The 12,407-nt window shown below is 37.4% G+C and carries 11 protein-coding genes; 5 read left to right on the top strand and 6 right to left on the bottom strand.

Translation table 11 applies throughout. The features are described 5' to 3' along the window. Window positions 1-5: 5 nt before the first annotated feature. Window positions 6-1,088, bottom strand: coding sequence for a methylmalonyl Co-A mutase-associated GTPase MeaB (meaB, locus tag JM83_RS02670; protein ID WP_144959127.1), 1,083 nt, complete (start codon window positions 1,086-1,088; stop codon window positions 6-8). Between the two features lie 104 nt (window positions 1,089-1,192). Here meaB and JM83_RS02665 point away from each other — a divergent pair, with 104 nt between their 5' ends. Beyond that, on the top strand, window positions 1,193-1,618 hold the full coding sequence (locus JM83_RS02665; RefSeq protein WP_144959125.1) for an organic hydroperoxide resistance protein: 426 nt from the start codon (window positions 1,193-1,195) through the stop codon (window positions 1,616-1,618). A 78-nt stretch (window positions 1,619-1,696) separates the two neighbouring features. Here the strand turns inward: JM83_RS02665 and JM83_RS02660 are convergent, their stop codons facing one another. Next, window positions 1,697-2,251, bottom strand: a complete 555-nt coding sequence (locus JM83_RS02660; RefSeq protein WP_144959123.1) for a DUF2911 domain-containing protein — start codon at window positions 2,249-2,251, stop codon at window positions 1,697-1,699. Window positions 2,252-2,708: 457 nt separating this feature from the next. On the opposite strand from JM83_RS02660, the gene JM83_RS02655 reads away from it, so the two are divergent. From JM83_RS02655 to JM83_RS02640, 4 genes are read left to right on the top strand one after another with little or no spacing between them, the layout of a single operon-like run. Then, window positions 2,709-3,260 (top strand): RNA polymerase sigma factor, encoded by a 552-nt coding sequence (locus JM83_RS02655; protein WP_144959121.1) that lies wholly within the window; start codon window positions 2,709-2,711, stop codon window positions 3,258-3,260. Next, window positions 3,244-3,846, top strand: coding sequence for a hypothetical protein (locus JM83_RS02650; RefSeq protein ID WP_144959119.1), 603 nt, complete (start codon window positions 3,244-3,246; stop codon window positions 3,844-3,846). Before JM83_RS02655 ends, JM83_RS02650 begins: the two co-directional genes overlap by 17 nt. Then, window positions 3,827-5,224, top strand: coding sequence for a hypothetical protein (locus tag JM83_RS02645; protein WP_144959117.1), 1,398 nt, complete (start codon window positions 3,827-3,829; stop codon window positions 5,222-5,224). The genes JM83_RS02650 and JM83_RS02645 overlap by 20 nt, the downstream gene beginning before the upstream one ends. A 24-nt stretch (window positions 5,225-5,248) precedes the next feature. Continuing rightward, window positions 5,249-5,941, top strand: coding sequence for a peptidoglycan DD-metalloendopeptidase family protein (locus JM83_RS02640; protein ID WP_144959115.1), 693 nt, complete (start codon window positions 5,249-5,251; stop codon window positions 5,939-5,941). Window positions 5,942-6,184: 243 nt separating this feature from the next. Here JM83_RS02640 and JM83_RS02635 read toward each other — a convergent pair whose 3' ends face one another. The 4 genes from JM83_RS02635 to JM83_RS02620 all read right to left on the bottom strand — a co-directional run bounded on the left by JM83_RS02635 (window position 6,185) and on the right by JM83_RS02620 (window position 11,896). Continuing rightward, a complete protein-coding gene (locus JM83_RS02635; RefSeq protein WP_144959113.1) occupies window positions 6,185-6,667 on the bottom strand; it encodes a DUF4199 domain-containing protein in 483 nt (160 codons plus the stop codon). An 828-nt stretch (window positions 6,668-7,495) separates the two neighbouring features. After that, the gene (secA, locus tag JM83_RS02630; RefSeq protein WP_144959111.1) at window positions 7,496-10,858 is read right to left on the bottom strand and encodes a preprotein translocase subunit SecA; all 3,363 of its coding nucleotides are present in this window, start codon (window positions 10,856-10,858) and stop codon (window positions 7,496-7,498) included. A gap of 87 nt (window positions 10,859-10,945) precedes the next feature. Then, a complete protein-coding gene (locus JM83_RS02625) occupies window positions 10,946-11,167 on the bottom strand; it encodes a DUF2795 domain-containing protein (RefSeq protein WP_006989959.1) in 222 nt (73 codons plus the stop codon). A 153-nt stretch (window positions 11,168-11,320) separates the two neighbouring features. After that, window positions 11,321-11,896: a cob(I)yrinic acid a,c-diamide adenosyltransferase gene (locus JM83_RS02620; RefSeq protein ID WP_144959109.1), complete on the bottom strand. Its 576-nt coding sequence runs from the start codon at window positions 11,894-11,896 to the stop codon at window positions 11,321-11,323. Window positions 11,897-12,407 lie beyond the last annotated feature (511 nt).

The raw sequence follows: 12,407 nt of genomic DNA, 5'->3' as shown, positions 1-12,407 counted from the left end.
AATTTTTAAATGCGTTGTATTTTCAGCAATAATTTTGCGGCTGCGAAAGGCGTGGTTTCATTATTTTCTATGGCTCGCAATTGTTCTTCCAATGCTTTTTTGATTTTGGGATCTTTATAGAACCTGCTTTTTAAATGCTCGTTGATGGTTTGTAATAACCAGAATTTATTCTGATTATGGCGATTAATTTGAAAATAATTGTTTTTATCTACCAACGCTTTATATTTTAAAATCATCTCCCAAACTTCGGTGATCCCAGTTTCCTCTAAAGCACTGCACAAAGAGACTTTTGGTTGCCATTCACTGGCTTTTGGAGGATATAAATGCAAGGCCCTGTTAAATTCCAGTTTCGCATTTTTGGCAGCTTTCAAATTATCCCCATCGGCTTTGTTTATTACAATAGCATCAGCCATTTCTATAATTCCGCGTTTAATTCCTTGTAGTTCATCTCCTGCACCGGCCAATTTCAGCAATAAGAAAAAATCTGTCATGCTATGCACGGTGGTCTCACTTTGTCCCACGCCAACAGTTTCTATAAGTAAAATGTCAAAACCCGCAGCTTCACAGAGAATGATGGATTCCCTGGTTTTTTTTGCAACGCCGCCAAGGGAATCCCCGGATGGAGAGGGGCGAATAAAGGCATTTTCTTCGGTCACCAGCTTCTCCATTCGGGTTTTATCGCCCATAATACTTCCGTGAGAAACAGAACTACTTGGATCTACCGCTAAAACAGCTACTTTTTTGCCTTGTTGGATCAAGTAACTACCAAAAGCTTCAATAAAGGTGCTTTTTCCTACCCCGGGAACGCCCGTGATCCCAATTCTAAGAGACTTATGAGCATGCGGCAGACATTCTTCTATCAATTTTTCGGCAATTGCCTGATGATCGCTTTGGTTGCTTTCCACCAAGGTGATCCCTCTACTCAAGGCAGTTTTGTCTCCTGCCAACAGTTTCGCAGCTAAAGTAGAATCTTCAAATAGTTTTTTTCTTGAAGTCTTGATCTTAGCTTTCGACGCCGGATTAATATTTGGAGTTGCAGGGATGCTTGCTGATTGGTGTAAGGCAGATTTTTTAGCTGATTTGGACAAGATGGAAATTGAGATTTATGACAAATTTATGAGCACTTCTTTTGAAGTAAATGGCTTATGTTGGTATCTTCAAATTTAATTAAAATTAATCAAAAATATACAAGATGAAAACATTGTACAAAGCCAAAGTTACAACTTCTGGAGGACGGGAAGGACATGTAAAAAGTGACGATGGTATATTAGATATGAGAGTAAGCATGCCGAAAGGTATGGGTGGGAAAGGCGAAGATTTCACCAATCCGGAACAGTTGTTTGCAGCCGTATATTCTGCTTGTTTTGGAAGCGCTCTACAGGTAATTGCTAAGAAACACAAAGTAAATCTAGGAGATTTTAACGTTACGGCAACCGTGAAATTGGGAACCCTGGAAGACGGTAATCTACAATTGGCAGCTGTTTTGGACTGTTATATTCCTGGGGTAGAGGTAGAAAAAGGAGAACAGTTGGTAAACGAGGCGCACGAAATTTGCCCTTATTCTAGAGCTACAAGAGATAATATAGATGTTACATTAAATTTAATGTTGGATGAATAATTGAGGAAAAACTCAATTATAGTATTCTAGTTAGCTAAAGCAAGAGCTGTTCGAAATTTAATTTTTTGGACAGCTCTTTTATTTTTTAATCGGGATAGTAATTTTAACATCATCCCAGGCTAGATTGAATAGAACAAGATCGTTGGCCTTTTCAAAATAAATACTGAATTGATCCAAGGTGTCCTGAACCTTGATCACAGGAGCTTCTAACATCAAAACATCGAAATTGGGATCGCGAGCTGCTTTTTTTTCCAGATTGATGCCCCAAGGATACATCTTGGAATTAAAGATCACCTTCCAAGAATCTTGATTGGGGATGGTCCATAACGTATAGGTTCCACTTTGAAGGGGGGAACCATCAACTAAAATATCTTTATTCGTAGAAAAAGTGGTGGCTTCATTGGCTCCCGTCCTCCAAACTTTACCATAAGGCACTAGTTGACCAAATATTTTCCTTCCTTTTTTATAAGGCCTATTATAAACGACTTCCATTTTTAAAGAATCTTCAGAAAACACACTTATATCTTCTGGGCTATGAGCCTTGGTAGCATAACGCCATATAAGTATTGACCCAATGATAACTGCAATTACTGCGATAATGATCTTTATGGGAAAGCGCTGTGACCTTTTCATTTGAATTGTACCTTGTTTAAAAATTGTTTTCTAAAATTATACCAAATGCCTTAAATTAAAAATGATTGTTTGTATATCCTTTTTTTGTCCTAGAGTTCTTTCGTCACCTTGAGGGCTGTAATAAAAATTTTCCAGCGCAGGAAATTGACGTGTTTTTTATATAAATTGATGGGATGCTGAAACAAGTTCAGCATGACGACAATTCCGCATCGTCACCCTGAACTGGTTTCAGGGTCTCTATTTACTGTATTGGTTCTTAGTGTTATGAGGTTCTCAAACAAGTTCAGAATGATGGTATATAACACTTTATGATACTTTACGAATATACATATGATTGTTAATCAAAATTGCACAACACCTTTCAGAATGAATTTTTTCAAAAATAATCACTAATTTTTGCAACAAGAGGATTTTTAGCTCGTCTTTCAAGTACTAACCAATTAAGCAGTATCAAATTTTGTTAAAGCATCAACTCATAGAAGATTGTCGTGCCAACAACAGAAAAGCACAATTAAAACTATACAATAGTTATTGTGACGGGATGTTCATTGTTGCCAGCAGATTCCTTCGGGATACAGCCGAGGCAGAAGATGCCATGCAAGAAGCCTTTGTAAAGGCCTTTGCCAAACTGCATCAATATTCTGGAGAAGTAACTTTTGGGGCATGGTTAAAGCGGATCGTTATCAATAAGTGCCTCGATCAATTAAAGGCCAAAAAACTTGAATATGTTGCACTGAACGAGCAGTTGATGGAGAAGGTGGCAGATGATGAGGCTCAAGATTGGCAGGTGGATGATGGCATTGGAGTAGCGGAAGTGAAAGCTGAAATTCAGGAACTTCCAGAAAAGTATAAATATCCTCTTATGCTTTATTTAATTGAAGGTTATGATCATGAAGAGATTTCAGAAATATTGAAGATCTCACAAGTAGCCTCCAGAACATTAGTACATAGAGGAAAAAAGAAATTACAGGAAAAATTAAAAGCATTTAGAAATGGCACAGGATATTAGAGATATGTTCAAGGATGATGAGCCTTGGACTAAGGAAAAGTTAAGTAAAGGCCATCAAGAACGTTTTGAGGCAAAGCTGGATGCTGCGTTGCCAACACAAAAGAACAGCAATACGTTTGGCTTTTTAAAAATTGCGGCAATATTTATTGTAGCAGTAGGAATTGGAGCATTCTTTTTGAACAAAGACAGAATTATTAAAACGGAAACTCCACTGGTTGTTTCTCCAGAGATCAAAGAAGATGGAAATGAGCTTCCGGTTAAAGAATTTCAGTTAAGCGAGGTTTCCCCAGATTTTAAAAAGATCGAAAACTATTATTTAGCAGGGATCAATATGGAATTGGCCAAACTGGAAGTAAATCCTACCAACAAAGCCTTGATAGATTCCTTCATGGGAAAAATGTCCGAATTAAATAAAGAATATAAACGCTTGAATGCCGAGTTTAATGAAACAGGTCCCAATGAGCAAACTATTGAAGCAATGGTCGAAAACCTTCAATTTCGTTTGGACTTGCTGTACAAGCTCAAGAATAAATTAAATGAAATCAAACAAACTAAAAAAACACGTAATGAAAACTATAAAGTCTAATTATATCCTACTTTTCTGCTTACTATTTTCGGTAGGGATATTTGCACAAACTAAAAAACTCGAGAAGACTTATAAAACCAAACAGGATGTTTCTGTAGTGATAGATGCAAAATACACCAATATAATTATTGAAAATTGGGATAAGAATGAAGTAGCTATAGAAGCCTATCTGGAAGCAGGAAATTTAAAAGGCGAAGATGCCAAAAAAGCATTGGAAAGCTGGAAATTGGAGACCTCAGGAAATTCAGATAAAATTGAAATCAACTCCGGCGGTGGAACTACTGGCATGAACTTAAACATGGACCTTTCTTCATTAACCGAATCTATGGGAGATTTACAAAATATTCTCGGACCTATGATGACAGATATGATAGCGCCAATGTTGGAAAATATCAGTAAAAATCCGTTACCGCCAGAATTCCATGAGAAGATGGGAAATATGGACTTTGATTATGATGCCTATAAAAAGGATGGAGATAAGTATATGGAGAAATGGGAGAAAAAGATGGAGAAGAACTTCGGAAAGGATTTTGAAAAATCCATGGAAGCCTGGGGGAAACAATTCGAGGAGAACTCTGAGGTATGGGAAAAGGATTTTGAAAAGAAAATGGAAGCCTGGGGAGAAGATTTTGAAAAGAATTTTGGAAAAGACATGGAAAAATGGGGTGAGAGTTTTGGAAAAAAAATGGAAACCTGGGGCGAGAATTTTGGAAAAGAAATGGAAGCAAAACAAAGTTATAAAGGAGAAGGAAACGGAACCACAAGAGTTTCTTCTCAAGGCAAACGTATAATTAAAATCAAAATCCCGAAAAATGCCAATTTAGATTTGGATGTGCGATATGGCGAATTGAAATTGGGAGAAAAAACCACTAATTTAAAAGCTAATTTATCGCACAGTAGCCTTTCTGCAAATATTATTGAAGGCGAGAAAACTAAAGTTAATGTATCCTATAGTCCAATAAATATAAATGTTTGGAATTATGGAATCCTTAAAACCAATTATGTAGAGAATTGTGAGATTGGCAAGGCTAAAAGCATTAAACTCATTTCCAATTCCAGCGATGTAACTATCAAGGAGATCACTGATACAGGGATACTTTCCGGGACATTTGGAGAATTGTCGGTTGGTAAATTGGATACAGGGTTTAAAAATTTAGATATCACTTTAGAAAATAGCGACCTAAGATTGTCTTTACCAAGCGCTCCTTTAAATTTCAATTATAATGGCACTCAAAGCAATATTGAATATCCAAAAGCAACCTCTATAAAATCTACTAAATCTTACGATAACGAGATCCTTAATGGGTACTATAAATCCAAGGATGGAAATGGAAGTGTTAACATAAATGCAAGTTTTAGCGACGTGTATATAAAATAAGTTATTTTTGAAAAAAATAGCTCAATGTCCAAATCAAATTTCGTTGAATTTATAAAGGATTGTACCAAAGAATTCACTCCTGTTCTGGATAAAACCTTTGCAAAGAAGGATTTTGTTCACATAGATCTTTCCGAAACAAATAAGGATATTCGAGAGATGCCCATTCCATCTGCGAATGCAGTGAAGACTTTTATAGAAGGCTATGTTGCTTCCAAAAACGCAAAAGTGGCTTATGGCGGTTATAATGAGAAGCGTTCCCTATACCAACGCAGTGTGATCTTCAAAAACGAAACAACCCCTTCTGAAAGGAACATACATATAGGATTGGATCTTTGGTGCGATACCGGAACTCCAATATTGGCAGCCTTAGAAGGTACGGTACATAGTTTTAAGGACAACGAAGGTTTTGGTAATTACGGACCAACAATCATCTTGGAACATATGGTGGGAGATAGAACTTTTTATACGCTTTACGGCCATTTAAGCAAAGACTCTATTAAAAACCTAAGTTTCGGGCAGATTGTGGAAGCTGGAGATAAAATCGGGGCACTTGGTTCCCGGAAGGTGAATGGAGATTATGCACCGCATTTACATTTTCAGGTTATCAAAGATATACAGGGTTTTACCGGGGATTATCCAGGAGTTACATCTGCAGACAAACTGGATTTTTATTTAGAAAATTGTCCAGATCCTAATCTATTGCTGAAGATTGATTGAATTTGTTATCTCGAACCTAGTGAGAGATCTCAAGGGAACTGTATGTCCGAAGTAAAAAAGATTTCTCGGTCGCGAAAGGCTCCTTCGAAATGACAGTTTTTTTTAATTATATAATTGATTTTTTTGGTTTGTCATCTCGACCATCGGGAGAGATCTCAAGGGAACTGCCTGTCCGAAGTAAAAAAAGATTTCTCGGTCGCAGAAGACTCCTTCGAAATGACAGTATTTTTTTTGCTTGAAACCTTATTCCTTCTTCGTCTTTAAAAACCATGCAACTGCTGCTGAGGTTACCACGCCCATTACCAATGCTCCAAAAGTAGCCTGAATAATGTAGGATTTCAAATTGAAATAAGCTTCAGCTTGCTCTTGGTTCATCACTTTAGTTTCCACACTATAAGCAATCACATTATTAAAATAATCGGGAGTTATATAGGTACTGGTGACAAACTGGGATAAAGGCGACAACACTGTAATTACAATGGTTACGATTAGCCCTGCCACGAAACCTTGACGCCAAGTCATGATTCCATTATAGAAATTTGCTTTTTTGTCCCTTAAAGCAAGGACAAAAATTAATACGGCTATTATTCCGAAGAAATTGGTATAAATAGCATGCTTGGCAATATAAACATCATGCCAGCCCATAGCTTTTTCAAAAACCATCCAAAGCAGGGCTATAATTGTAAAAATAACACCCCACTTAATTTCTATTGAAACTTTATTCATTTTTGAGATCCTTTGGTTAGAAGGCTAAAGGTATCAAAAACTAAGAATTATTTTATTTTTAAAAAAGAAGCTACATAGAATTTCGAAGTTCGTCATCCTGAGGCCCGTGATAAAAAAATTATCTAGCGTAGGAAATTGACGTGTTTAAAATTCTAAAGGAAATTTATTTCCAGATTTTTAATATTTTAAGACCAGTTCAGCATTGTTCGGCGTTTTGTTGATTCTCTGGATATTGCCACGAATTCACGAATAATTTTCCAGGATTGTTATAACCAATAATTCGTGCATTTGTGGCCAATGATCCTGTTTATTGTTGGTCATCTTAAAATTTTTGCTAAAAACATAAAGCATAGGAAATTGATATATTTTAGGAATCCGTCAATGGTAACTTGTTTCAGGATCTTTATTATTTGAAAGCTGATAAGTTACTGGTCAAACTAAGCCTGTTGAAGGATCTCGGTAAAGCAATATATTCCATTTCAAAAGATTCCTCCTACCGTCGGAATGACAAAATACGCAAATGTCATCCTGAATGAAGTGAAGAATCTTAGGGAAATCACTTTATCATAGTAAATACTTCCCGACTCCGCTCGAAGTGACAAAACCCAGAATGTCAAACCGAGCCTGTCAAAGTTTATAGTAAATCGAATTTTTAATTATTTTCCAATGTATACCTCGTGGGCTTGCCCCGAGGTTCTTGATTTCTAATTTTCAAATAATAGAGATCCTGAAATAAATTCAGGATGACGTTTAAACCATCTCATCTACTATTAAAAACACCAAACCCGGCAATTTGCCGGGTTTGGTGTTTTTGGAAAACGTTTTATTCTAGCTTTCTTGACCGGTAAGCACCCAGTCTCCTTTATCCAAAAGCGGGATTGCTTGCTTGTACTTTAAGGTTTTATTCTCACCACTCATCACATTTTTAATGGTAACCTTATCATTCCTATTAATCTTTGGTTGATCGCGAACAATGGTTTCGGTTACTTGAGGACGGGATTGTGTTTGACCCGCAGCCCTGCTTTGTGCGGAGCGTTCATCTAGATTTGGAATTTCTTCCTTAGTGGTTTCAATTTTTTCACGACGTTTAGGCTGACGTGCTTCCTGGATATTGGTAGTATTTCCTTCTGGAATTTCTCCTTTGAACAGGAATGAGATCACATCTTTGTTTACTTGTTCTATCATGGATTTAAACAGCTCAAAAGCTTCAAACTTATAGATCAATAAAGGATCTTTTTGTTCGTGTACCGCTAATTGCACACTCTGCTTCAATTCGTCCATCTTACGCAAATGCGTTTTCCAGGATTCATCTATAATTGCAAGGGTGATGTTCTTTTCAAAATCTTTTGTCAGTTGTTTTCCTTCCGTTTCGTATGCTTTTTCAAGATTGGTGACAACCTGTAAGCTTTTCACACCATCTGTAAAAGGAACTGCGATACGCTCGAAATTATTAGCTGGATCTTCGTATACATTTTTAATAATTGGATACGCCAACGTAGCCGTGCGTTCCATCTTATTATGATAATGCTCGAATGCTGCCTTATAAACAATTCCAGCGATCTGTTGCACATCCATTTTTCCAAAATCCTCTTCAGAAACGGGAGAGCTCATAGAGAAGTAACGGATAAGTTCGAATTCAAAATTCTTATAATCGGATGCTGCTTTGTTATATTCAGCTATAACTTCAGAAGTATCAAAGATCATATTGGCGATATCTACCTTTAACCGATCCCCAAAAAGTGCATGGTAACGACGTTTGTAGATCACCTCTCTTTGGGCATTCATTACATCATCGTACTCCAATAAACGTTTACGAACCCCAAAGTTGTTTTCTTCAACTTTTTTCTGTGCACGTTCAATGGATTTGGAGATCATGGAATGCTGAATTACTTCACCTTCTTCCAAGCCCATTCTATCCATTAATTTCGCGATCCTTTCAGATCCAAATAAACGCATCAAATTATCTTCCAACGAAACGTAGAACTGGGAACTTCCCGGATCTCCCTGACGACCTGCACGACCACGTAACTGTCTATCGACACGCCTGGAGTCATGGCGTTCTGTACCTATAATGGCCAAACCACCTGCTTCTTTAACCTCTTTGCTCAATTTAATATCCGTACCACGACCTGCCATGTTGGTTGCAATTGTAACGATCCCAGCATTTCCAGCTTCAGCAACAATATCTGCTTCTTTCTTGTGCAATTTTGCATTCAATACATTATGGGGAACGTTTCTCAATTTCAGCATTCTACTCAACAATTCCGAAATCTCTACAGAAGTTGTTCCAATAAGAACTGGTCTTCCAGCATTCGAAAGTTTGGTTACTTCATCTATCACCGCATTGAATTTTTCACGCTTGGTCTTGTAAACAAGGTCCTCACGGTCAAATCGTACAATTGGTCTATTGGTTGGAATTTCCACCACATCCAATTTATAGATCTCCCATAATTCCCCCGCTTCAGTAACCGCAGTTCCCGTCATCCCTGAAAGTTTGCGGTACATTCTAAAGAAATTCTGTAGGGTTACCGTTGCAAAAGTTTGCGTAGCATCTTCAATTTTTACATTCTCTTTAGCTTCAATAGCTTGGTGCAAACCATCGCTATATCTTCTCCCGTCCATGATACGACCAGTTTGCTCATCTACGATCTTCACTTTGTTCTCCATGACCACATATTCTGTGTCCTTTTCAAACAAGGTATAGGCTTTTAACAACTGGCGCATGGTATGTATACGGTCACTTTTCACACTATATTCACGGAAAAGCTCTTCTTTTTTCTCTACTTCCTCTTCCTTGCTAAGTCCTTCATTATCGATCTTAGCGATCTCCATCCCAATTTCCGGCATTACGAAAAAGTCCGGATCATCTTTTCCAGATAAAAATTCCACCCCTTTATCGGTAAGATCTATCTGATTGTTTTTTTCTTCGATAACAAAATAAAGTTCTTCATCTACTTTTGGCATCTCACGATTGTTATCTGCCATGTAATGATTCTCGGTTTTCTGAAGAAGCTGCTTAATACCCTCTTCACTGAGGAATTTTATAAGTGCCTTGTTTTTTGGTAAACCCCTAAAAACCCTTAAAAGTTGAAGTCCACCTTCTTTAGTGTCACCGGCAGCTATCAATTTTTTGGCTTCAGCTAGCACCTTGATCAGATGACTTCTCTGAACGTCTACAATATTCTGGATTGCAGGTTTTAAAGCTTCAAATTCATGAATATCTCCTTTTGGAATAGGACCTGAAATGATCAAAGGTGTTCTTGCATCATCTACCAAAACCGAATCCACCTCATCTACAATTGCAAAATTGTGTGGGCGTTGCACCAAATCATCTGGAGAATGGGACATGTTATCCCTTAAATAATCGAAACCAAACTCATTGTTGGTGCCATACGTGATGTCTGCATTATATGCTTTTCTTCTTGCAGCAGAGTTTGGCCTGTGATAATCTATACAATCGATACTAATTCCGTGGAACTGAAAAATGGGAGCCATCCAAGCGCTATCCCTTTTTGCCAAATAATCGTTCACGGTCACAAGGTGTACCCCGTTTCCGCTTAAGGCATTTAAATACATGGGAAGGGTTGCAACGAGTGTCTTACCTTCCCCAGTTTGCATTTCGGCAATTTTACCTTGGTGCATGGCCACACCACCAATTAACTGAACATCATAATGAATCATGTCCCAAGTGATCGGTTTTCCGGCAGCATCCCAAGAGTTGCTCCAAATTGCATGATCTCCTTCCAACTCCACATAGTCTTTCTCTGCAGAGATTTCTCTATCGAAAGCTGTAGCGGTAACCTTTAGCTTGGGATTATATACAAAACGTTTGGCCGTTTCTTTTACGGTAGCAAAGGCTTCGGGAAGAATGTCGTTAAGGATACCTTCTGTGGTATTATACATTTCATCCTTTAAGGCATCGACCTCTGCGTAGATATCTTCATTTCTGGTAATATCTTCAGATGCATCTGCTTCGCTGTTTAAGGCTTCAATTTTTGAGCGGATATCTTTAGTGCCATCGGCGATTTTCTTTCTAAAAACAACTGTTTTTTCCCGTAGTTCATCTAAAGAAAGCGCTTCGAACTCCTTTTCCAAAGCTTTGATTTTCTCTACTATAGGTTGTATTTCTTTAACGTCTTTCTTGGACTTATCGCCAACAAAGACTTTTAATACAGAATCTAAAAAACTCATAGTTTTTTGTGTTTAATATGGTTCAAATGTACGCAAAAAAAAAGCCTCTTTTGGGAGACTTTTTTAGTATTTACGTGTTATGTTTTTCTAATATTCATCCTCGTTCCAAAGGTAATCTTCGTCTGTAGGATAGTCGGGCCAGATTTCTTCAATAGAGTCATATGAATCTCCTTCATCCTCTATGGATTGAAGGTTTTCTACTACTTCTAATGGTGCTCCCGTTCGAATTGCGTAGTCAATTAATTCATCTTTTGTTGCCGGCCAAGGTGCATCGCTTAAATAAGATGCCAATTCTAATGTCCAATACATTGATTTATCGGTGTTTATTTTTTGCAAAAATAATTTTTTTGTTGTAATAGGCAAGTAAAAAATCTATTATTTAGTCAATAATGTTAAGAACATGGTCTAAAATGTCAATTTCTTCAAGAAATCTCCAAGCTAGCTGAATAATTTTCAATTTGTTTAATTCCTCTTTTCAGGAATCCATTTTACCTCATTTGCATGTAAGTCTTTGGACAATTTCCGTGCCAGCACAAATAGGTAGTCAGATAGCCTGTTAAGGTATTGTAAAACCAATTCGTCGAACGGACTTAACTCGTAAAGAGCTGTAGATAAACGCTCTGCACGACGGCAAACGCAGCGAGCTATGTGACATATTGACACAGAGGAATGCCCTCCGGGAAGCACAAAATGAGTCATTTCTGGCAGCTCCTCATTCATGGAATCCATTTCCTTTTCCAGAAGTTGGATGTCTTCTGCTGTTATCGTAGGGATATTTAAACGTTCCTGTCCGCTTTTTAAAACTGCCTTTTCAGGATCTGTTGCAAGGGTTGCTCCTATGGTAAACAACCTATCTTGGATCCTATTTAATATGTTCCGGGTTTGGTCCCCAACTTCCTGATCTTTTACCAGCCCAATATGTGAATTCAATTCATCTATTGTTCCGTAACTCTCTATTCGAATGTGGTGTTTTGGAACCCTGGTTCCCCCAAATAGGGAAGTAGTTCCTTTATCACCGGTTTTGGTGTATATTTTCATGTTGATTTTATTTTGAAAAACTCAAAGATACAAACATTCAAAGAAGGTAATTAAGGAAATGTATGTCTGTATTTACTCATAAAATTGAATTTGTAATTAGACCGTCATGCTGTTCCGATAGTTATCGGAATTATTTCAGCATCTAACATGAGTAGAATCTAACCATAACTAGACCCTGAAACCATCCCGAAAGCCTTCGGGACCGGGTGACGTCCTAGCTAGAAATACATTTAAATATACTTTTCCAATATCAATACATGTGAATTTTTAAATCGGGCTACCCAGCTTTCTTTTTCTTTTTGCGTGCTAAATAGCGCATCCTGAAATTTTTGTTTTTTTTATGTTTGCGAAGTCTACTTGCACTGCCTTTATTCCAAAGAAAATAGGTGATCACAGCTGCAATTATCAATAAATAAATCCAGGTTTCCCTGTCAAAATCGATCATTTTGTAGATGAATTTAATACAAGGTAAGAAAATGAACTTTAAAAGCCAAGTTCAATTATTTCCATT

The organism is Gillisia sp. Hel_I_86, from assembly GCF_007827275.1.
Classification (GTDB): Bacteria; Bacteroidota; Bacteroidia; order Flavobacteriales; family Flavobacteriaceae; genus Gillisia.
Note: the sequence above shows the minus strand (reverse complement) of the source record. Positions and strands in the feature narration are given on the sequence as shown.

Bases quoted from the DNA above. Each gene is read 5' to 3' on its own strand.
- JM83_RS02665 (WP_144959125.1), top strand. From the start codon at position 1,193: ATGAAAACATTGTACAAAGCCAAAGTTACAACTTCTGGAGGACGGGAA.
- JM83_RS02660 (WP_144959123.1), bottom strand. From the start codon at position 2,251: ATGAAAAGGTCACAGCGCTTTCCCATAAAGATCATTATCGCAGTAATT.
- JM83_RS02650 (WP_144959119.1), top strand. From the start codon at position 3,244: ATGGCACAGGATATTAGAGATATGTTCAAGGATGATGAGCCTTGGACT.
- JM83_RS02645 (WP_144959117.1), top strand. From the start codon at position 3,827: ATGAAAACTATAAAGTCTAATTATATCCTACTTTTCTGCTTACTATTT.
- JM83_RS02640 (WP_144959115.1), top strand. From the start codon at position 5,249: ATGTCCAAATCAAATTTCGTTGAATTTATAAAGGATTGTACCAAAGAA.
- JM83_RS02635 (WP_144959113.1), bottom strand. From the start codon at position 6,667: ATGAATAAAGTTTCAATAGAAATTAAGTGGGGTGTTATTTTTACAATT.
- secA (WP_144959111.1), bottom strand. From the start codon at position 10,858: ATGAGTTTTTTAGATTCTGTATTAAAAGTCTTTGTTGGCGATAAGTCC.
- JM83_RS02625 (WP_006989959.1), bottom strand. From the start codon at position 11,167: ATGTATTGGACATTAGAATTGGCATCTTATTTAAGCGATGCACCTTGG.
- JM83_RS02620 (WP_144959109.1), bottom strand. From the start codon at position 11,896: ATGAAAATATACACCAAAACCGGTGATAAAGGAACTACTTCCCTATTT.